The sequence below is a fragment of the Streptomyces sp. NPDC053665 genome (assembly GCF_055585285.1).
In genome coordinates, this window is the sequence record NZ_JBVJKK010000001.1 from 250,843 (window position 1) to 271,470 (window position 20,628).

A 20,628-nucleotide genomic window follows, 5' to 3' on the forward strand; every position below is an offset into this window, starting at 1 on the left:
CGGTGCTCCTTGCGTGCGGGGACGAGGGTCGGGGACGGCATGCGGAGCGGCGCGGCTCACAGGACCTTGGAGAGGAAGGCGCGGGTGCGCGCGTGCTGCGGGGCGTCGAGGACGGCCGAGGGCGGGCCCTGCTCCACGACGACACCGCCGTCCATGAAGACGACGGTGTCGGCGACCTCGCGGGCGAAGCCGATCTCGTGGGTGACGACGATCATCGTGGTGCCGGTGCCGGCCAGGTCCTTGATGACGTCGAGGACCTCGCCGACCAGTTCGGGGTCGAGGGCCGAGGTGGGCTCGTCGAAGAGCAGCACCTTGGGTTCGAGGGCGAGGGCACGGGCGATGGCGACGCGCTGCTGCTGGCCACCGGACAGCTGCCTCGGGTAGGCGTCGGCCTTGTCGGCGAGCCCGACCCGGTCGAGCAGCCGCCGGGCCGTCTCCTCCGCCCGGCGGCGGGGGCGGCGCAGCGCGGAGACCGGGGCCTCGATCAGGTTCTCCAGCACGTTCAGGTGGGGGAAGAGATTGAAGTTCTGGAAGACGAACCCGATGTGGGTGCGCTGCTTCAGGACGTCCTTCTCCTTCAGTTCGTGCAGCCGGTTCCCCGAGCGGCGGTAGCCGATGAGTTCGCCGTCGATGGTGATCCAGCCGCGGCTGACCTTCTCCAGGTGGTTGATGGTGCGCAGCAGGGTGGACTTGCCGGAGCCGGACGGGCCGAGGACGACGGTGACCTCGCCGGCCCGGACCTGAAGGTCGACGCCGCGCAGCACCTCCAGCGGGCCGAAGCTCTTGTGGACGCCGTGCACGTCCACCATGACCTCGCTCATCGGCTTCCTCCCAGGGGTCCGAGGGTGTTCAGCGGTGCGACGGGCTGCTCGGGCCGGGCGGCTGCCACGCGCAGGGCCCGCACCAGGCGCCGGGCGCGCTGGAGGGGGGTGGGGGGCGGGGTGCGGTCGCTGCCGCGGGCGTAGTGGCGTTCGACGTAGTACTGGGCGACCGACAGCAGCGTGGTCAGCAGCACGTACCAGGCGGTGGCGACCAGCAGCAGCGGGATGACCCGGCCGTTGCGGCCGTAGACGACCTGGACCTGGTAGAAGAGTTCGCCGATGGACATCACGTAGACGACCGAGGTGCCTTTCAGCAGGCCGATGATCTCGTTGCCGGCGGTGGGCAGGATGGCGCGCATGGCCTGGGGCAGGACGATGCGCCGGATCTGCCGGAACCGGGGGACGCCGAGCGCGGCGGCGGCCTCCAGCTGACCGGGGTCGACGGAGATGACGCCGCCGCGGACGATCTCGGCGGCGTAGGCGGCCTGATGGAGTGTCAGGCCGATGACGGCGGCGCCGATGGTGCCGATGAGGCTGTTGCTGTCGACCGACCAGAACACCGGGCCGAAGGGGATACCGACGCCCAACTCCCGGTACAGGGCGCTCAGGTTGAACCAGAACACCAGCTGCACGATCATCGGGATCGACCGGAAGACCCAGATGTACGTCCAGGCGACGGTCTGCAGCACCGGGCTGCGGGACAGCCGCATGAAGGCCAGGACGGTGCCCAGGAGGAAGCCCAGGACGGTGGCGTAGGCGGTCAGTTGGAGGGTGACCCAGACCGCCTCGACGATCGTCTCGGACAGGACGTAGTCGCGGAAGACGCCCCACTCCCACACGGGGTTGGTGGCCAGTCCGTGCACGAACTGGACGACCAGCACGATCACGGCTGCGGCCGCCGCCCAGCGGCCGTAGTGGCGGGCCGGGACGACCTTGAGCGAGGCCGGGCCGTTTGGGACGGCGGGCGGGTCGGGGCGGGTGTCCGCTGCGGCCGTGCCGGAGGGCGCGGCGCCGGTGGTGGATGCCATCGTGGTGTTCCTGCTCGGCTGCTAGGGGTGCTCGGGCGGGTTGATGCGCGAGGTCTCGATCGCGGAGGCGGACGTGCCCCACTTGCGGAGGATCCGCGCGTAGGTGCCGTCCGCGATCAGCTCGTCGACGGCGGCCCGGAAGGCCTGGGTGAGGGGCGAGCCCTTCTTGAAGGCGAAGCCGACGTCGAGGCGGCGGTACTCGCCGAGGAACGTGGTCCGCGAGGCGGCCCGGGACGCCTGGTGGCGCAGGCCGTTGATGGTCGACATGACGACGTCGATGCGGCCCTGCTGGAGCGCGGTGAGCGTCGCCGCGTTCTCCGAGTAGACCTTCACGTCGTACGGCTTCCTGCCGGCCGCGGCGCACACGCCCTTGCGGGCGGTGAGCGTCGTCTCGAAGGTGGTGCCGGCGCCGGTGCCGATGGTCAGCCCGCACAGCTGGGTCAGGTCGGTCACCTTGCGGATCTCCGTGTTGCCCTTCCTCACCGCGAAGCCCTGGCCGTCGTTGATGTACGTGACGAAGTCGATGGTCTTCAGGCGCTCGGTGGTGACGCCGAAGTTGCCCGTGCCGACGTCGTACTTGCCGCTGCCGAGGGCGGGCAGGATCGTCTCGAAGGAGGCGTCCTGACGGTGCAGCCGCAGTCCGAGGACCTTGGCGACCGCGTCGGCGAGGTCGATGTCCTGCCCTGCCGGGGCCTTGTCCGGGCCGTTCGGGTAGTACGCGCCCGGCGGGAGGCCGACCGAGCTGCCGACCCGCAGGGTGCCCGACCGGCGGACGTCGGCCGGCAGCAGCGCGGCGACGGAGGCCACCTCGCGTACGGCGGCGACCGGGTCACCGGCGGGCGCGGGAGAGGCCTGCGCGCCGGCCGCGGCGGTGTCGCCGGAGCCGCAGGCGGTCAGCCCCAGCAGCGGCAGGAGCGCGAGGGCCGTGGCGCTGCGCAGGCGGCCTCGGGTGCCGGGGAGCTTCACAGGTCCGTGGCCTTTCCGATGGGCGGGACGGGCGGCAGGTGCTTCTCGAAGGGCAGCGGGCCGATGGTCTCCGGGTCGGCCGCGGTGTCGAACAGGGGTGTGTAGCCCGTGGCGAGGTACAGAGCGCGGGCCTCGGGCTGGCGGGGCCCGGTGGTCAGGAAGATCCGCCGGTAGCCCCGTGCGCCCGCCTCGTGTTCCAGTTCGCCGAGCACCCGGCGGGCGAGTCCGCGCCGGCGGTGCGCGGAGTGCGTCCAGATCCGTTTCAGCTCGGCCGTGGTGGCGTCGTGGCGGCGGAAGGCACCGCCTGCCACGGGGGCCCCGTGCTCCAGCAGCAGCAGGAGCAGGCCGCCGTGCGGCGGGGTGAACTCCTCGTCGGGGTAGCGGGCGATCTCGGCGTGCGCGTCCTTGCCGTACCGCGTCGCGTACTCGTGACCCAGTTCGCGCAGCAGGGGTCTCACCCGCGGGTCGGAGACGGGGACGTGCACGACGGCCGGCTGCGCCGCCCGGGGCGGCACGGGGGCTGCCGAGGTCATGCGCCCACCACCGCCCCGGCCCGGTCCTCGCGCGCGGCCCGCTCGGCGTCGCGCCTGGCGACCTCCTCACGGACGAGGGGGATCACGTACCGGCCGAAGTCGATGGCGTCGTCCAGCAGGTCGTAGCCGCGCGCGGAGAGGATGTCGACCCCGAGGTCGTAGTAGTCGAGCAGCGCCTGTGCCACGGTCTCGGGGGTGCCGACCAGGGCGTTGGAGTTGCCGGCGCCGCCGGTCGCCGCGGCGGTCGGGGTCCACAGGGCGCGGTCGTAGCGCTCGCCCTGCTCCGCGATGGCGATCAGCCGTTGCGAACCGGTGTTCTGCGGGGCGCCGACGCGCCGGCGCCGTGCGGGCCCGGCCGCGCCCTGCTCCCGGATGGCGCCGAGCGTGCGGTGGGCCTTCTCCCAGGCCAGTTCCTCGGTCGGGGCGATGATGGGCCGGAACGCCACCTGGATGCGCGGGACGTCGGTACGTCCCGCCGCCTTCGCTGCGGCCTTCACGTGCTCGATCTGCTCGGCGGTCCGCGCCAGGGGCTCGCCCCACAGGCAGTAGATGTCGGCCTCGGCGCCGCCGGCGGCGAGGGCGGCGGGCGAGGAGCCGCCGAAGGAGACGCCCGGGCGGGGCTGTTGGGCGGGGAAGACGTCACTGACGAAGTCGTGGAAGTGGTAGTGCTCGCCCTCGTGGTCGAAGGGCTCGTGCGTGGTCCAGATCTTCTTGACGATCCGGATGTACTCGCGGGTGCGGGCGTAGCGCTCGTCCTTGGTGAGGGTGTCGCCCTCCCGGCCCTGCTCGTGGTCGTTGCCGCCGGTGATGAAGTGCACGGTCAGCCGGCCCTCGCTGATCTGGTCGAGGGTGGCGAAGGTCTTCGCGGCGAACGTCGGGTACGACACGTTGGGCCGGTGCGCGAGCAGGATCTGCAACCGGTCCAGGCGGCTCGCGATGTACGCGGCGGCCGGTGCCGGATCGGGCGACCCGGACCCGTAGGCGAACAGCACGCGGTCCCAGCCGTGCTCCTCGTGGGCCCGGGCGAGGCGGAGGGTGTAGTCCTTGTCGAAGGCCGCGCCGGAGCGCGGGGTGGTTTCGGAGCCGTCGTTGGTGGCGGCGATGCCGAGGAACTCCACGGGCATGGGAAGGGGCCTTTCGGGAGTGACCGCACGCGGGCAGGGCGAACCGCCTTGCGTGCAGCGGGAGATGACCGGCCTGTCGAGGGCCGGTGCGTTCACGAGGTGACGACGCCGTGCGTCAGGAGGAACGGGTGTGGCAGCGCGCGCGAAGAGGAGGACCGGCTCGCGACGGGATCACCGAAGGGACGGGGTCACCGAAGGAGGGAAGGGCCGGCCGGAGGGTCCGCTGCCGAGTCAGGCGCAACACGCCGCGGACCACACCCGACCGAAGTCGATGTGGTCGCGCGAGACCAAGCGCTGCTGGGCGTCCATGCGCCTAATTGAGCAGGACATCAAGCGTCGCGTCAAGAAGCGACCGGATGCCGGACCCCCGCGTCCGTGCCTGCCGTCGGGCGTTGTTGACACATCCGTGCCGTGGACCCATACGATCGACGGCGGACGGCTCCGCCTCGCGTGAGCCCGCTTCCGCTGCCGCGTTGAGGGACGCGGCGACCGTGACGACGCAGCTTCCCGGCCCCCCTTCGTCTCCGCGCGGCGCTCGTGCGCTGCGCGCGGCGACGGGTGCTGCCGGGCGGTCGCCCTCGCCTGAATCCCTCTCCCGGAGAGCCTCCCCATGGTCACGTCTTCCGACGTCACGTCCGTCCCCGTCACGAAACGTCCGCTCCGCACGGAGGAGGCCGGTTCCGGCCCGCCGCGGATCGTGCCGCGCCGGCGCCTCGGCCGCTGGGCGGCGGCTGTCGCCGCGCTGGCCGTGTGCGCGATGGCGCTCCACTCCGTCGTCCGCAACCCTGCCTTCCAATGGGGCGTCGTGGGGCGGTACTTCACCACGGCCGCCGTGCTCGACGGACTGCTGCTGACCCTGTGGCTGACCGCGGTCGTGATGGTGCTGGGGTTCGTGCTCGGCACCGTCCTGGCGGTGATGCGGCTGTCCGGCAATCCGGTGCTGCGCACCCTGAGCTGGGGCTACGTGTGGGTCTTCCGGTCCACTCCCCTGCTGGTCCAGCTGCTGTTCTGGTTCAACATCGGCGCCCTGTACCCGACGCTCGGCCTCGGCGTCCCCTTCGGCCCGGAGTTCGTCACCGTCAAAACCGTCGACCTGCTCGGTCCGACCCTCACCGCGGTCGTCGGCCTGACCCTCCACGAGAGCGCCTACGCCGCCGAGGTGGTGCGCGGCGGCATCCTGTCCGTCGACCCCGGCCAGACGGAGGCCGCGCAGGCCCTCGGTCTCGGCAGGCGCCGCACACTGGGCCGCATCGTCGTCCCCCAGGCCATGCGCTCCATCGTCCCGACGGCCGGGAACATGCTGATCGGCACGCTGAAGGGCACCAGCATCGTCAGCGTGCTGGCGGTGCACGACCTGCTGTACTCCACGCAGTTGATCTACCACCAGACGTACGAGGTCATCCCGCTGCTGCTGGTCGCCACCCTCTGGTACGTCGCGGTCACCAGCGTGCTGGGGGCCGGCCAGTACTACGTCGAACGGCACTACGCACGCGGCGACTCCCGTGCCCTGCCGCCGACTCCGCTGCAACGGCTGCGGGCGCGCGCCGCGTCCGCCCGCGTGCGGCTGGGCACCGTGACGGCCTCCGACGCCCGCCCCTCGATCGGCGGTGACCGGTGACGGGCGCCGCACCGGCGGGCGGCGTCGGCGGCGCCTCGCCGGCCGTCCTGGTCGTCGTGGGCGCGGGCCCGCGTGCCACCGGGCTGCTCGAGCGCATCGCGGCGAACGCGCCCGAACTATGGCCTGACGGGGGCCAGTTGCACATCCACCTGGTGGACCCGTACCCGCCCGGGCCCGGACGGGTCTGGCGGCACGACCAGTCCCCGCTGCTGCGGATGAACTCCATGGCGGAGGACGTCACCATGTTCACCGACGAGTCCTCCACGATCGAGGGCCCGGTGCGCCCCGGCCCCTCATTGGCCGAGTGGGCCGCCGGCCTCTCGGGCCGGGGCCCCCGTCACACACCGGACTTCGTCCCCGCCGACCCCGGGGTCCTGGCCGAGCTGCGCTCGCTGAGCGGAACCGACTTCCCCACGCGCCGTGCTCAAAGCGCCTATCTGGACTGGGTGTTCCGGCGGGCGGTGGCCGAACTGCCCGCCTCGGTCACCCTCGAGGTGCACCGCACCACCGCGACCGCCGTCACCGGCCCCCCGGACGGCCGGCAGTGCGTGCACCTCGCCGGGCGGCCCACCCCGCTCGCGGCCGACCTGGTGGTCCTCACCCAGGGACACCTGGGCTCCGCCCCGCCGGCCGAGCACCGCCCGCTCGCCGCGTTCGCCCGCCGCCACGGGCGCTTCCACCTGCCGCCGGAGTTCTCGGCCGACGCGGACCTCTCGGGACTGCGCCCCGGCGAACACGTCGTCGTGCGGGGCCTCGGACTGGCCTTCATCGATCTGCTGGTGCTGCTCACCGAGGGGCGCGGCGGTACGTACCGCACCGGCGGCGACGGCACGCTCACCTACGTTCCATCGGGCCGTGAGCCCGTCCTGCACGTCGGGTCGCGGCGCGGCGTGCCGTACCACTCCAAGACCCGCTACCGGCTCCGCGGCCCGCGCCCCGCCCTGCCCCAGTACTTCGGCCCCGAGGCGGTGGACCGGCTGCTCGCCCGGCCCGGCCCGCTGGACCTGCGCCGTGACGTGTGGCCGCTGATGGCCAAGGAGATCGGGTTCGGCCACTACCACGAGCTGTTCCACGCCCACCCGGGCCGCACCGCCCTCCCCTGGCGCCAGTTCGCCGCCGCCTACGACGGCCTCGACTGGTACGCCGAGGGGATGACCGCCCTCGTCGCCGCGGCCGTGCCCGACCCGGCGGACCGGCTGGACTTCGAGGCTCTCGACCGCCCCTTGGACGGCCGTACGTTCGCCACGTCCGAGGCCTTCCAGGACTTCCTGCGCGACCACATCGCCGAGGACGTGGCGCGTCGGGAGGACGGGGAGTTCAGCGCCGATCTCGGGGCGTTCCTCGCCCTGCTGTCGGTGTACGGCGCGCTGCCGCGGCTGCTCGCCTCGGGGCGGCTCACGGCCCGTTCGGTCGCGGACCACCTCGACGGCTGGTGGCACGGGTTCTTCAGCTTCCTCGCCTCCGGTCCGCCCGGGGACCGGCTGCGGCAACTGCACGCGCTGTCCCGGGCGGGTGTCGTCCGGTTCGTGGGGGCCGGCATGCGCGTCGGCACCGACGAGGCCACGGGCACGTTCACCGCCACCAGCCCCACCGTCCCCGGCCGGACCGTCCGCGCGACGGCGCTGATCGAGGCGTATCTGCCCGCCCCTTCGCTGGCCCGCACCGAGGACCCCCTGCTGCGTGACCTGTACCGCCGGGGCTCCCTCAGCGAAGAGGTCGTCAGGGACGCCACCCGCACGCACCGTTCCGGCCTGCTGAGCGTCTCCCCCGGCGACGCCCATGTCCTGGACCCGGCCCTGGGCGGACCGCACCCGCGCCGGCTCGCGCTCGGCGCCCCCACGAACAGCCGGGCGGTCGCCGCCTTCGCCCGGCCCCGTACGGACGCTCCCGCCTTCCGCCAGAACGACGCGGTGGCCCGTCGGCTGCTGCGCACCCTGAGCGATCCGGCCGTGAGTCATTCCCCACGTTTCCTATCGAGTTACTAGGAAAGCCTTGACGGTGTCCGTGGAGGATGCACAGGATGGTGTACATGTCCCGTACACAGCAGCGACTCGTTCGCCGTCGGCATGTCGACTTCGGTCACGTCGTCAGCGCCGCCTGCTGTTGCGCCTGAGGCACCCGGCCGACCGCCGCAGGTGCCACTCCGGCTCACCTCACCTTCATCTTTCCCGCCGCCGGACGCGCCCGTACCCGGGCCCCGGCGGCCCGCAGACATCGAGGGACATCCCATGACCACGGCACTCCCGGCCCGGACCACCCCTCCGGCAGCCCCGCCCGTCGAGACCCGCCGCCTCCACCTGGTGGGTGACGCGGGGGTCGACGGCACGACCGGCCCCGGCGCCTCGCGCCTCGTGAGCTACCTCGTACTGGTCCCCGAGGGCACGGACATCGGGGACCTGTTCGCCAAGGACGGCCCGCGGCCCGAGATCCGGCCCGTGGAGGCGGTGGTCCCGGCCGCCGCCCCGCGCTTCGGCGACGGCGCTGTCCAGGTCGACCCGGCCCGCCGGGTCGCCGAGGTGGACGGCCGTCAACTCGACCTGACCTACCTGGAGTTCGCGCTGCTGGCCCATCTCGTCCGGCATCCGCACCAGGTGCACACGCGCGAGCGCCTGGTCGCCGCCGTCTGGGGCTACGACCACGTGGGCGACGGACGGACCGTGGACGTCCACGTCGCCCGGCTGCGCCGCAAGCTCGGCGCGGCACACCGGCACACGATCGCCACGGTGCGGCGCGTGGGCTACAAGTACGTGCCCGAGCGGCACAGCCCCGGCGCCGCACCCCGCCACCGACCTTGAGGAGAGCCCGCCATGGGCGTTGCCATCGCACCGGCCGACCCCGCCCCGACACCCGAGCGGACCGGGCCCGGCCGTGCGCACTGGCTGCGCGTGGCCCGGGAGGTGGCGGACGACCTGGCCACGGACGCCGTGGCCAGGGAGCAGGCGGGCAAGGACCCCTTGGCGGAGGTGGCCGCACTCCGTGAGGCCGGGTTGCTGACCCTTCTCGCGCCGGTGGAGTTCGGGGGCGGCGGCGCGGACTGGGCGACGGCCTGCGCCGTCATACGGGAGATCGCCGCCGCCGACGGAGCGATCGGCCAACTCCTCGGCTGTCACTACTTCCTGTCCTGGAGCACCCGCTTCTTCTCCCCTCCCGGTCTCGCCGCACGCGTCCACCTGCGGTCGGCGGCCGAACAGTGGTGCTGGGGCGGGGGCCTGGCCCGCCAGGGCGCCCCGGCGCTCCTCACCGGCAAGCCCGGCCGCCAGGTGCTCGACGGCCGGCAGAGCTACGCCACCGGCGTCCTGGTCGCCGACCGGCTCGCGGTCCGGGCCGTCCGCGCCGGCACGGACGAGCCCGTGGCCGTCCTGGTCGACCCCGCCGGCCCGGGCGTGCGGGTGGACGGCGACACCGGCGGCTTCGGCCAGCGGCTCGCGGCCGGCGGGAGCGTGGAGTTCGACGGCGTGCCGGTCACCGGCGACGACGTGCTCGGCCCGCTGCCCGCGGACGAGGAGTCCCTGTCCCCCGCGGCCGCCCTGGCCTCGCCGGCCGGGCGCCTCGTCTCGGTCGGGCTCCTGCTCGGCATGACGGAGGGCGTCCTGGCGGAGGTGCGCGAGTACAGCAGGACGGGCCACACGCCGTGGCCCCCCGCCTCCCAGGTCCCCACACCCGCCGATCCCCAAGTGCTCGGTGTGTACGGGGAGCTGACCGTCCTCACCCGCTCCGCGGCCGCACTCGCCGACCAGGCGCTGGACGCGGTACGGGAGGGGCTCTCGGCCGGGGACGACCTCGGTTTCGAGCAGTGCGCGGAGATCTCCGTCCTCGTCGCCGTGGCCGAGGCCGCCGCGTCCCGGGCGGCGCACGAGTCCACCGCCCGCGCCCTCGACGTGCTCGGCCCCCGGGCCGCCTCCGCGCGGCTGGGTCTTGACCGCTTCTGGCGCAACGCCCGCACGCACACCCTGCACGAGCCGGCCGCCCACCGCTTCCGCGAGGTCGGGGACTACTTCCTCAACGGCGCCCACCCGGCCTTCTCCCTGCCGGTGTGACCCTCAAGCAGGACGAAGACCGGCAGCAGACCGGGGCAATCCACGCACTTCACCGTCACATCTCACTCATCAAGACGGAGCTGCCCGCCATACGGACACCCTCTTGGGGCGGACGCCGACTTCTGCCACGATCCCTAGCAGCCAGGTAGGAAAACTAGGGAACTGCGAGGTGTGGCCGTGCGCTTGCTCCACTCCACCGCCTTCGCGCTGCTCCTCCTGACCTCGCGTCGCCACATCGATCTCGCGCGCACGTCCAGTGCCATGTGTCGGCCCGCCTGACGCCTCGCCATACCCGCCCCGTCCCGGTCGCAGGCCCCCGCACACCCCGCTGATCACTCGGGGCGGCCGGGTCACCCTGTGCCGGAGCATCGCGTTCGCCCGGAGTGTCGCGACCACCCGTCGCGACCACCCGCCCTCACCGCTGCGCTCAGCGGCTCACGCACGGCTGTCCCGTGCCGTGCGCCGGCGAGCGCTCCCCGACGTACGGCGACCCCCGGCCCCCCACACCATCGCCCGCTTTCCGCTCCCTCATCTCCGAGAGGACACCTCCGTGTCTGCCGCAAGACCCTTCACCAGCCTGCGCACCCTCGCCGCCCTGGCGGCGCTTCCCCTCCTGCTGACCGCTTGCGGCTACGGCTCCGAGTCCACGGACGACGGCAAGAAGAGCGAGGTCGCGGCCGGCGCCGAGAAGCTCTCCGTCGACCAGGTGAAGATCGGCTACTTCCCCAACCTCACGCACGCCACGGCGCTCGTGGGCGTCCAGGAGGGACTGATCCAGAAGGAGCTCGGCGGCACCACCATCAAGGCGTCCACCTTCAACGCCGGGCCGTCCGAGATCGAGGCGCTGAACGCCGGTGCCATCGACATCGGCTGGATCGGCCCCTCCCCGGCGATCAACGGTTACACCAAGTCCGGCGGCAAGAATCTGCGCATCATCGGCGGTTCGGCCTCCGGGGGCGTGAAGCTGGTCGTCAACCCGAAGAAGATCAAGTCCCTGAAGGACGTCAAGGGCAAGAAGATCGCCACACCGCAGCTGGGCAACACCCAGGACGTCGCGTTCCTCAACTGGATCGCCGAGCAGGGGTGGAAGGTCGACGCCGAGAGCGGAGCCGGTGACGTCTCCGTCGTGCGCACCGACAACAAGATCACGCCGGACGCCTACAAGTCCGGTTCCATTGACGGCGCGTGGGTGCCGGAGCCGACCGCGTCCAAGCTGGTCGCCGACGGCGGCAAGGTCCTCCTCGACGAGTCGACCCTGTGGCCGGACAAGAAGTTCGTGATCACGAACATCATCGTGTCGCAGAAGTTCCTCCGGGATCACCCGGACGTCGTCGAGGCGGTGCTGCGCGGCTCGGTGCGGACCAACGAGTGGATCAACGCCAACCCCGGCAAGGCGAAGGAGTCCGCCAACGAGGCGCTGAAGGAGCTGTCGGGCAAGGCGCTGCCCGCCGACGTCCTCGACCCGGCGTGGAAGTCGGTCACCTTCCTCGACGACCCGCTGGCCTCCACGCTCAACACGGAGGCGCAGCACGCGGTCACGGCCGGTCTGCTGGAGAAGCCCGACCTGAAGGGCATCTACGACCTGAGGCTCCTCAACAAGGTGCTGAAGGCGGACGGCAAGCCGGGGGCCGACGACGCCGGACTCGGCGCGAAGTAGCCCACGGCACGCGGGCGGGAATGCGGAGCCGGTGCCGGTGGTTGACACCCCTGTCTGACATGCCTGAGTCAACCGAAGGCTCGTGTGTCGGGCGGAAAGGAGTCCTCATGGCACGCAGCAGCGCGCGGCCCGTCGTGAAGCTGAAGTCGACGGCCGGCACCGGCGTCACCTACGTGACCCGCAAGAACCGCCTCAATGACCCCGACCGTCTGGTCCTGCGCAAGTACGACCCGGTCGCCGGGGCCCACGTCCCGTTCCGCGAGGAGCGCTGACCGCCTGCCTCCCGCCGCCCGGCGGCGGGAGGCCCCCGACGAAAGGACAGCCATGAGGACCGCGATCCACCCCGTCTCCCGTCCCGTCGTCTTCCGTGATCGGGCAGCCGGTTTCGCCCTGCTGACCCGCTCCACCCTCGACTCGCAGCGCACGGTCGAGTGGGAGGACGGCATCACCTATCCGGTGGTCGACGTCGAGATCTCCTCGGCGAGCCACCCCTTCTACACCGGCACCTCGCGCGTCGTGGACACCGCGGGACGCGTGGAGCGCTTCGAGCGGCGCTACGGCCGCGACGGCGCCCGCCGCTGACCGGACACCCGACCCGGAAGGGGACGACATGAAGGTACGCAAGTCGCTGCGCGCGCTCAAAGCCAGACCCGGCGCCCAGGTGGTGCGCCGCAAGGGCGTGACGTACGTGATCAACAAGAAGGATCCGCGCTTCAAGGCCCGCCAGGGCTGACGGACCCTCCACACCGTGGCCGGCCCGGCCCCCGCGTGCACCGCGGGGGCCGGGCCGTTCGCACAGCGGGCGCCGGTCCGGTTCAGGCGCCGCCGGCGGGAGCGTCCAGCGGACGCGCCCGGGCGATGAGCAGGGCCACGTCGTCGTGGTCGGCGGGCTGGCGCAGCCGCTGCAGGAGCCGGTCGGAGGTCTCCTCGGCGGAGCCGTGGGGCGGGGACAGCAGGTCCAGGAGGTCGCCCAGCCGCCGGTCGATGGGGTCGTCGCGCGTCTCCACCAGCCCGTCGGTGTACAGGACGAGCTGGTCGCCGGGCCCCATGGCGACGGTCGTGGTCTCGAACGGGACACCGCCCACCCCCAGCGGGGTGCCCGTGGGCAGGTCGAGCAGTTCGGGCGGCGCGCCGTCCCGGACCAGGACCGGCGGCAGATGACCGGCGCCGGCCACCTGGAGCCGGCGCAGATGCGGGTCGTACACCGCGTACACGCAGGTCGCGATGTAGGGGTCGAGGCCCTGGGTGATCCGGTCGAGGTGGCTGAGGATCCGGGAGGGGTCGAGGTCGAGCGCGGCGAGGGTGGAGGTGGCGGTCCGCAGCCGGCCCATGGTGGTGGCGGCCGGGATGCCGCTGCCCATGACGTCGCCCACCGCGAGGGCGGTCCGGTCCCCGCTGAGCGGGATGATGTCGTACCAGTCGCCGCCGACCTCGCTGAAGGCCTGCGCGGGGCGGTAGCGGGCGGCGATCTCCAGGCCGGGGCGGCGGGGCGAGGGCTGCGGCAGCAGGCTGCGCTGGAGGGTCTCGGCGGCGCGGCGGATGTGCTGGTGCAGCACGGCGTTGTCGATGCTCAGCGCGGCGGACGCCGCGAGTTCGCCGGCGAGGGTGAGGTCGTTCTCGTCGAAGGGCACCGGGTTGCGCGCGCGGGCCAGGCTCATGACCCCGATGACCTGACCGCGGGCGATGAGCGGGACCGCCATGTCGGTGTGGACCCCGGCCTGCGCGAGCAGGTCGGCCGCGGCGGCGTCGGCGGCGACCCGGCCGAGCTCGCCGCTGTCCAGGTGCTTGATCAGCAGCGGCTGGCGGGTGCGCAGGCAGTGGGCCGCCGGGTGGTCGGCGTGGTAGGTGGTGAGCTGGCCCGGCGCGATGATCGCCTCGGAGGCGTCGGTCGGATAGGCGGTCTTCACGGCGAGGGCGCGGAACAGCGGCGGCTTCTCACCGACGTCCGGGCGGCCGGTCCGCAGCACCGAGTCCAGCACGTCCACCGCGATCATGTCGGCCAGGTCGGGCACGAGCACGTCCGCCAGTTCCTGCGCGGTGCGCTCCACCTCCAGGGTGGTACCGATGCGCGACGAGGCGTCGGCCATCATCCGCAGGCGCTGCCGGGCCCGCTCGGCCTCCCTGGCCGTCTCGTACCGGTCGGTCACGTCGATGACGACGTTGGCGATGCCCAGGACGTTGCCGCCGTTGTCCTGGAGGCGGTAGATCGACACGGCCCAGGCGTGGTCGTGGTCGGGGTCGGCCCGGGTGCGGCCCACCACCTGCCGGTCCACCACGGGCCGGCCGGTCTCCAGCACGTCCAGCATCTGGTTCTCGGCGGCTTCGAAGGGCTCGCCGGGCAGGATCTCGCGGAAGCTGCGCCCGACGTGGCCCGCCTCGGAGACGCCGTGCATCGACGCCAGGGCCGGGTTGACGGCCAGGTACCGCAGCTCGGTGTCCAGGACGGACAGCCCGACCGGCGCCTGGGTGACCAGCAGGCTGGAGAGGGCCACCTTGCGCTCGACCTGCCGCAGCAGGGCCCGGTCGGTGGCCAGTCCCAGGGCGTAGTGGTCGCCGACGTTGTCCGTCAGCCGCATGTTGCGGAACTCCACCATGAGGCTGCTGCCGTCCTTGTGCCGGGCGGGGAAGGATCCCGCCCAGCCCCGGCCGGTCACCATCACCTCGGCGAACAGCCTGACGGCCGCCTCGCGGTGCTCGGGGCGCAGGAGCAGCTGGGCCGCGTACTGTCCGACCGCCTCCTCACGGGAGTAGCCGAACAGCTCCTCGGCCTGCGGGCTCCACATGTCGATCCGGCCGTCGGCCTCGGCGAGCACCGCGGCGACGCCCAGCAGGTCCAGCAGCCCGCTCGGGCCGGACGCGGCCCCGTCGGGATGCTCCGAAGGCTCCGCGTGCTGATCCCCTCGGCTCATCGCATTCGCCCCTTCCGCCTGTCGGCCTCGCCGCGTCCCGGTGGGCGGGCCCGCCGCTTCCCCGCTGTTCGGCGACCCGTTCACCTTGCGGCACACGGCTGAGGACGGCCAGAGGACGCGCCGGGGCGACGCCGCACGACGATCGTTCCGGCGGCCCGGTCGCCCGGCCGTGGAACGACATGGTGCTCACCTCGCCGGATCGTCCTTCTTCTCCACCCTTCCACACACCGGCCGTCCGCGGCGGGCGGCGGCGTCCGGGAGCGGGCACCGGGACCCGTGCCCCGCCCTCGGTCTCCTGAGGCCCTCTTTGTCGCATATGGTCGAGAGGTGACCGCTCTGGACGGCGAGCTCCCCGACGGCTCGTCCTTGGAGGAAACGCTCAGCGCCACGGTCCGGCGCACCGGCGCTTCCGCCGGAGGCGTGTACCTGCTGTCGCCCTCCGAACCGGTCCTGCGGCTGAGCCTGGTGTGCGGGGTCCCGGTGATGGCCGTGGCGCCCTGGTGGCGGGTGGCCCTGTCGGCCGCGGGGCCGTTGTCCGAGGCGGTACGGGACGACCGCCTGGTGTGGGTGGGACGGCAGGAGGACCTGGCCAGGCTGTACCCGAACGCCGCTGCGGGACTGCCGTACCGGTTCGCCCTGGCCTTCGCCCCGCTCGACGGCGTCCGCCACTGGGGAGCCCTCGCCCTGGTCTGGTCCACGAGCCACCCGCCGTCCCTGACCCGCCGCGAGCGCGGGCACATCCTGTCCAGCGCGCAGCGCGTCACCCAGGCGCTGGAGGAGTCACCCACTCCTTCGATCGTCCCCGACCAGCCCCGCGCGGTGCCGCTGCACCCGCCGGAGCCGGACAGGGCCCAGGCCGGTCTGGCGGCCGCCGACCTGGTGCAGCGGCTGCCCCTGGGCACCCTGGGCCTCGACCTCGAGGGGCGCATCACGTACGTCAACGATGCCGCCGCCCGCCTCCTCGGCCTGCGTCCCGAGCGCCTCCTGGGCACCCTGCCGTGGCAGGCCGTGCCCTGGCTGGACACCCCCGTGCACGAGGACAACTACCGCACGGCGGTCTTCAGCCGTGAGCCCGTCGCCTACACCGCCCTGCGCCCGCCCGACACCTGGCTCGACATCCAGCTGTACCCGAACAGCAGCGGCATCAGCGCACTGCTGCAACCGCACCGCGAGAACCGCCCCGTGGACAGCGCGCCGCCTCCCGTGGCGCGGGGGCCCGCACCGCCCGAGGGCGCCGGCACGGGCCGGGTGCACCAGCTGATCCATCTGGCGGCGGCCCTCAGCCAGACCGTCACCGTGGCCGACGTGATCCACGTCGTGGGCGACCAGATCGTGCCGGCCTTCAACGCGCAGAGCATGGTCGTCTCCGCGGCGGACGCCGGCCGGCTGAGGATCATCGGGCACCGGGGGTACGACCCCCGCACGATCGCCCGTCTCGACGGCCTGCCCCTGGACACCGACCTCACGCCCGCCGGCCACGTCCTGCAGAGCGGCGTCCCCGCCTTCTTCCCCGACCGCGACGAGATGGCCCGCGCCCATCCCCGGGCAACCGTGGTCAGCGGGAAGCAGGCCTGGGCCTTCCTGCCCCTGGTCGTCTCCGACCGCCGCGTCGGCTGCTGCGTGCTGTCCTACGACCGGCCGCGGACGTTCAGCGCCGGGGAACGCGCCGTGCTGGTCTCCCTGGGCGGGCTGATCGCCCAGGCGATGGACCGGGCCCGCCTGTACGACGCCAAACACGACCTCGCCCACGGGCTGCAGAAGACGCTGCTGCCGGTGACCCTGCCGCCCGTGCCGCAGCTCGGCGTGGCCGCCCGCTACCTCCCCGCCGCGCACGGCATGGACGTCGGCGGCGACTTCTACGACCTCATCCGTCTCGGCGACACGTCGGCGGCGGCCGTGATCGGTGACGTGCAGGGCCACAGCATCAACGCCGCCGCCCTGATGGGCCAGGTGCGCACCGCCGTGCACGCCACTGCCGGGGCGCGGCCCGACGAGGTCCTCATGCGCACGGACCGGGTTCTGCTCGACCTGGAGACCGACCTGTTCGTGTCCTGTCTGTACCTCCACGTCGACCTCGCCGAACGCCGGCTGCACCTGGCCAGCGCGGGGCATCCCCCGCCGCTGCTGCGGACGTCCGAGCCGGAGCCCCGCACCAGGGTGCTGGAGGTGGAGCCCGGGCCGCTGCTGGGGATCGGCACGGGCGTCGAGGCCACCTACCCGGTCACGACGACGGCCCTGCCGGCGGGCCCCTCTCTCCTGGCCCTATACACCGACGGCCTGGTGGAGGCACCGGGCGCGGACATCACCGAGTCCATCGCGACGGTCGCCGAGTACCTCACCACGGCCGGTGAACGGCCCCTGGAGGAGCTGGCCGACGACCTGATCCGCCACGCCCTTCCGGCACACGCCCACCTGGACGACATCGCCCTGCTCCTGCTGCGCCTGCGGTGACCCGCGGGCCTCACCGGCCCGTCGTCAGCCCCCGACCGGGGACTCGGCGGTGCAACCGCCCGAGGTCACCAGGCCCTCGGCGCTCTGCTCCTCGATCACCTCACCCTTGTAGATGATCTTGCAGGTCACCTCGGCGCCCTCGGGGTCCAGGGCGACGGGCATCACGGCGGCGGGCATGATGCCGCGCAGGGTGACGGTCTTCTTCCAGGGCAGTTCCGGCTTCGACACCGACTCGATCTTCGGGTCCATGGCCTTGCCGCCGCCCCCGTGGAACTCGATCGAGTCGACGTTCTTGCCGGTCACCTCGTAGGTGACCTGGTACGTCTCGTTCACGGCCTTGTCGACCTGGTCGACCGCCTCGGAGCAGGCGGTCAGGCCGAGCGCGAGGCCGGCCACGGCGACGGAACACACGGCGGCGCGGTAGGAGCGGTTCATGAGGATCCCCCCGGATCGTGGAACGGTGCTGCGCAGCCAATCGCAAAGGAAAAGTAAAGTCAAACGGGTTCGGGCCTGCTACAGGTCGAACTCCACGTGCTCGACGTCCGTGAAGCGGACCTCCTCCAGTTGGCCCGCGCGGCGGCCGCTGTCCTGGAAGTAGACCTCCTTGAGGCCCTCGGCGGTGATCTCGCGCAGGCGCCGGTCGGGGGCGCCCTGCTCCTGGGCCTCGAAGAGCCGGGCCGCGTACTGCGGCGGCAGTGCCACGGTCAGGTGCCGCATCCGGTCCTCGTCGGTGGTGCCGATGGGCGCGGTGTAGCCGATCCGGGCCCGGGTGTCGACGACGATGCCGTCGGTCGTCGCCGCTCTGCGCCGCGCCCTGGCGCGGACCTGCGGCTGCCACCGCCTGTTCACCTCGCGCTCCAGCCGCGCCGCGAGGTCCGGCCGCGGCTTCTTGATCTGGTTCCTCACATACCGCTCGACCGTGCGCTGGGAGACGCTCAGCAGCCGGGCCACCTGCCGGGTGCCCTTGAGCTGCCGGACGAGGTAACGCATCTGCGCGGGCGCGGTCTTGGGCGCCGGGCGGGTGAACGCCCGGCGCACCGCGGCGTCCAGCCCGTCCGCGAAGGTACTCATCGGCTGCTACTCCCCGCTGTCGGCGTCGGTGACCGTGCCGTCCTTGATGTACCGGGCGAGGTTGAGCTCCGGCGCGCCGAACCGTTCGCGGACCTCCTCGCCCCACAGCACGGTCTGGGTGCCCTCGTGCTTCACCAGCCCGGGATTCACGCCGAGTTTGAACCCCCCGGGCAGGGGCTTGCCGTCGCGGTAGGGCAGGAAGTCGAGCGGGCCGGTCCCCTCGGCGGCGTACACGACGCAGTCGGACAGGACGGCCACCGGGTACTGCCCGGTGAACGCCGCGTGCTTCACGATCTTGCGGTGGAGGTTGATCCGCGTACGGGAGATAACGGCCGCGCGGATGTCCGGTCGCCAGGTGGGGCGGGACAGCGCGCGCCATGGACTGCCGGGCCGCCAGCCCTCGCCCCGGGGCCGCTCGCGGAGTTTGCCGAGGCCGCCCTTGACCGTCGCCTTGACGGCGTCGGCCACGATCGCCGCCTGCGGGTCCCGGGCGCGGTGTCCGTCCATCGCCGCGAGGAAGTCGGCCGGCTCCATGTCGGTGTGCACCCCGAGGTCGGCCATGGTGGCCAGGTAGGCGTCCCGCAGCCGGTCGTACCAGGCGTCCAGGTAGCGGCCGTTGTCGAAGCGGACGTACGCCTCGAGCGGGCGCACCTCGTAGCCGAGTTCCACGGCGTAGGCGACGGTGGGTGTGGCGTACCAGGCCGGGCCCTCGGGGCGTTCGCCCTTCGGGGTGAACGGGCTGGGCAGCAGTGCGGCGTCGAGGTCGGCCCACCGGTCCTTGCCGATCCGCACCCGGGACAGGTCGACGTGCGACAGGTCGACCAGCCACGAGCCCGGCAGCTTCGCGTCGAACTGCGGTGCCTCCAGGTGTGTCGGCCCGCCGAGCCCCACGACGAGGCCGTTGGCCCCGGCGGCGAAGGCCATGTTCACGTCGATGCCGACCAGGTGCCGCAGGGCGCACTCGTCGTCGGTCATCGGCCGCGCCCAGTCGTACGCCTCCTCGAACAGCTTCTCGTGGGGCCCCCGGATGTGGAAGCGGGGCAGGTCGGTCAGGAGGGGGTGCCCGTCGGGGGCCTCGCACGGGGCGCAGTCGACCGGTTCCCTGCCCAGGCTGCCGGGGTTGTGCTCGGAGTGCCGCCTGCCGTCGGCGTCCGGCTCGGAGGCGCGGGTCGGCGGGTGCAGCGCGGTCATCAACTCCAGCCCGGTGACGGCCGTGGAGCCGCGCGGTGTCATCACCCGGGACGCGTACAGGCCGAGGACGCGGGCCAGTTCGGCCGGCGGGAGCTGGGCGGCGTCCCCCCAGTGGCGCGGGTCGAGCGCCCGCCACGACGGAATGCAGAGCTGCACGCAGGCACGCTCAGCACCGGTGGCGGGGCGGTAGATCCGCGCCCACGGCCCGAAGCCGCGCTTGGTCAGCTTCCAGTCGGCGCGCGTCAGTTGGCCGACGACCTTGTGGTCCTCCGGGAGCCGGCCGGTCCGCCGCTCCTCCTCGGTCAGGGCGACCGGCAGGCCGTAGCGCTCCAGCGCGGCCTCGGTCAGCACGAGCAGCGGGTCCCCGTCCTTGCCCGCGCCGACCAGCCTCGGCTGGCCCAGGCGCGCCTCTTCGAGGGTCCACGCGACCAGGGCGGGGACGCTCCTGGCGGGGACGTCGAGGATCTGGCCGCCGGGACAGTACGCCACGGTCCGCCCGTCGGCGTCCACGTCGACCACGGCGAGGGGGCCGTTCTCGAAGCGGGGGTCGCCGGCGCGCGCGGCGGCGGTGTGGGCCGGCTTCCGCGGGGCCCGGACGGAGGGGGCAGGTGCCTTCCCGGGCGCACGGCGCGCCGGCGCGGCCGCCCGGCCCGCGGCGGCGGGCTCGGCACCGGCAGCCGGGGCAGTGGGGGTGGCAGCCTGCACAGCCGGAGCAGCGGGGGTGGGAGCCTGCGGAGCCGGGGCGGGGGCCGCCGCCGCGGCAGGGGCGGGGGCCGCCGCCGCGGCAGGGGCGGGGGCCGCCGTGGGTGGGGCGGCGGGCGGGGGCGCGGCCGGCGCGGCCGGGTACAGGTCGGCCAGCTGCTTCAGCAGACGCGCGTACGCCTCGCGCTCCGGGCCGCGGGGCTCGGTCGGCTTCTTCACCGACTCCCAGCCGGAGACGGTCGCCCGGCGCACCTTGAGCGCGGCGGCCACCTGGTCCAGCGTCAGGCCGTGCGCCTGGCGCAGCCGCTTGCGCTCCTGCGCGGGCGGCAGCGGCGAGCGGGACGCGACCAGCGCGTCGACGGCGTCGAACAGCTCCGACATGCAGCACCTCCACCTGCGATGTTAGCCCCGTTTCCGTACCGACCGCGTACGCCCCGCGTACGGGCGCCGTACGAGTCGGGCGGGACGCCCGGGCCGTCACAGCCGGGCCACTCGTCGGAGTGGACCGCCCGGGCGCCCA

At 73.3% G+C, this 20,628-nt stretch carries 19 protein-coding genes; 10 read left to right on the forward strand and 9 right to left on the reverse strand.

Annotation, left to right across the window (positions count from 1 at the left end; translation table 11 throughout):
* Positions 1-56: 56 nt before the first annotated feature.
* Genes ACZ6ZN_RS00985 through ACZ6ZN_RS01005 form a run of 5 tightly spaced genes read right to left on the reverse strand, consistent with a single transcriptional unit; the run spans position 57 to position 4,472 of the window.
* Positions 57-821 (reverse strand): amino acid ABC transporter ATP-binding protein, encoded by a 765-nt coding sequence (locus ACZ6ZN_RS00985; RefSeq protein ID WP_469642094.1) that lies wholly within the window; start codon positions 819-821, stop codon positions 57-59.
* Positions 818-1,849, reverse strand: coding sequence for an amino acid ABC transporter permease (locus ACZ6ZN_RS00990; protein ID WP_469642096.1), 1,032 nt, complete (start codon positions 1,847-1,849; stop codon positions 818-820). Before ACZ6ZN_RS00990 ends, ACZ6ZN_RS00985 begins: the two co-directional genes overlap by 4 nt.
* 21 nt (positions 1,850-1,870) lie before the next feature.
* Positions 1,871-2,815: an ABC transporter substrate-binding protein gene (locus ACZ6ZN_RS00995; protein WP_469642098.1), complete on the reverse strand. Its 945-nt coding sequence runs from the start codon at positions 2,813-2,815 to the stop codon at positions 1,871-1,873.
* Positions 2,812-3,348: a GNAT family N-acetyltransferase gene (locus ACZ6ZN_RS01000; RefSeq protein WP_469642099.1), complete on the reverse strand. Its 537-nt coding sequence runs from the start codon at positions 3,346-3,348 to the stop codon at positions 2,812-2,814. The genes ACZ6ZN_RS00995 and ACZ6ZN_RS01000 overlap by 4 nt, the downstream gene beginning before the upstream one ends.
* Positions 3,345-4,472, reverse strand: coding sequence for an LLM class flavin-dependent oxidoreductase (locus ACZ6ZN_RS01005; RefSeq protein ID WP_469642102.1), 1,128 nt, complete (start codon positions 4,470-4,472; stop codon positions 3,345-3,347). Before ACZ6ZN_RS01005 ends, ACZ6ZN_RS01000 begins: the two co-directional genes overlap by 4 nt.
* Positions 4,473-5,082: 610 nt before the next feature.
* Here ACZ6ZN_RS01005 and ACZ6ZN_RS01010 point away from each other — a divergent pair.
* From ACZ6ZN_RS01010 to ykgO, 9 genes are all read left to right on the forward strand, one after another.
* Entirely contained in the window at positions 5,083-6,090 is a 1,008-nt protein-coding gene (locus ACZ6ZN_RS01010) for an amino acid ABC transporter permease (protein ID WP_469642104.1), read from the forward strand.
* Positions 6,087-8,075, forward strand: a complete 1,989-nt coding sequence (locus ACZ6ZN_RS01015) for an FAD/NAD(P)-binding protein (protein ID WP_469642106.1) — start codon at positions 6,087-6,089, stop codon at positions 8,073-8,075. Before ACZ6ZN_RS01010 ends, ACZ6ZN_RS01015 begins: the two co-directional genes overlap by 4 nt.
* A gap of 243 nt (positions 8,076-8,318) precedes the next feature.
* Complete coding sequence (locus ACZ6ZN_RS01020; RefSeq protein ID WP_469642108.1) at positions 8,319-8,885, forward strand: winged helix-turn-helix domain-containing protein; 567 nt, start codon at positions 8,319-8,321, stop codon at positions 8,883-8,885.
* 12 nt (positions 8,886-8,897) lie between these two features.
* Positions 8,898-10,127, forward strand: a complete 1,230-nt coding sequence (locus tag ACZ6ZN_RS01025) for an acyl-CoA dehydrogenase family protein (protein ID WP_469642111.1) — start codon at positions 8,898-8,900, stop codon at positions 10,125-10,127.
* Positions 10,128-10,304: 177 nt separating this feature from the next.
* Complete coding sequence (locus ACZ6ZN_RS01030) at positions 10,305-10,406, forward strand: putative leader peptide (RefSeq protein WP_451876343.1); 102 nt, start codon at positions 10,305-10,307, stop codon at positions 10,404-10,406.
* A gap of 271 nt (positions 10,407-10,677) precedes the next feature.
* The gene (locus ACZ6ZN_RS01035; RefSeq protein WP_451876344.1) at positions 10,678-11,784 is read left to right on the forward strand and encodes an ABC transporter substrate-binding protein; all 1,107 of its coding nucleotides are present in this window, start codon (positions 10,678-10,680) and stop codon (positions 11,782-11,784) included.
* 107 nt (positions 11,785-11,891) lie between these two features.
* Positions 11,892-12,056: a 50S ribosomal protein L33 gene (rpmG, locus tag ACZ6ZN_RS01040; RefSeq protein ID WP_383499512.1), complete on the forward strand. Its 165-nt coding sequence runs from the start codon at positions 11,892-11,894 to the stop codon at positions 12,054-12,056.
* Positions 12,057-12,108: 52 nt separating this feature from the next.
* Positions 12,109-12,366, forward strand: coding sequence for a type B 50S ribosomal protein L31 (locus ACZ6ZN_RS01045; protein ID WP_398107362.1), 258 nt, complete (start codon positions 12,109-12,111; stop codon positions 12,364-12,366).
* Positions 12,367-12,394: 28 nt separating this feature from the next.
* Positions 12,395-12,517 (forward strand): type B 50S ribosomal protein L36, encoded by a 123-nt coding sequence (gene ykgO / locus ACZ6ZN_RS01050; protein WP_398107363.1) that lies wholly within the window; start codon positions 12,395-12,397, stop codon positions 12,515-12,517.
* Between the two features lie 82 nt (positions 12,518-12,599).
* On the opposite strand, the gene ACZ6ZN_RS01055 is transcribed toward ykgO, so the two are convergent.
* Positions 12,600-14,693 (reverse strand): SpoIIE family protein phosphatase, encoded by a 2,094-nt coding sequence (locus tag ACZ6ZN_RS01055; protein WP_469642115.1) that lies wholly within the window; start codon positions 14,691-14,693, stop codon positions 12,600-12,602.
* Positions 14,694-15,020: 327 nt separating this feature from the next.
* Between ACZ6ZN_RS01055 and ACZ6ZN_RS01060 the strand changes: the two genes are divergently transcribed.
* Positions 15,021-17,144 carry a SpoIIE family protein phosphatase gene (locus ACZ6ZN_RS01060; protein WP_469642117.1) on the forward strand — a complete coding sequence of 708 codons (2,124 nt, stop codon included), beginning with the start codon at positions 15,021-15,023 and terminating at the stop codon, positions 17,142-17,144.
* Between the two features lie 24 nt (positions 17,145-17,168).
* Here ACZ6ZN_RS01060 and ACZ6ZN_RS01065 read toward each other — a convergent pair whose 3' ends face one another.
* The 3 genes from ACZ6ZN_RS01065 to tap all read right to left on the reverse strand — a co-directional run bounded on the left by ACZ6ZN_RS01065 (position 17,169) and on the right by tap (position 20,489).
* The gene (locus ACZ6ZN_RS01065; RefSeq protein WP_398107366.1) at positions 17,169-17,579 is read right to left on the reverse strand and encodes an MmpS family transport accessory protein; all 411 of its coding nucleotides are present in this window, start codon (positions 17,577-17,579) and stop codon (positions 17,169-17,171) included.
* Between the two features lie 78 nt (positions 17,580-17,657).
* The gene (gene tpg, locus ACZ6ZN_RS01070) at positions 17,658-18,215 is read right to left on the reverse strand and encodes a telomere-protecting terminal protein Tpg (protein ID WP_451876348.1); all 558 of its coding nucleotides are present in this window, start codon (positions 18,213-18,215) and stop codon (positions 17,658-17,660) included.
* A gap of 6 nt (positions 18,216-18,221) precedes the next feature.
* The gene (gene tap / locus ACZ6ZN_RS01075) at positions 18,222-20,489 is read right to left on the reverse strand and encodes a telomere-associated protein Tap (RefSeq protein WP_469642119.1); all 2,268 of its coding nucleotides are present in this window, start codon (positions 20,487-20,489) and stop codon (positions 18,222-18,224) included.
* Positions 20,490-20,628 lie beyond the last annotated feature (139 nt).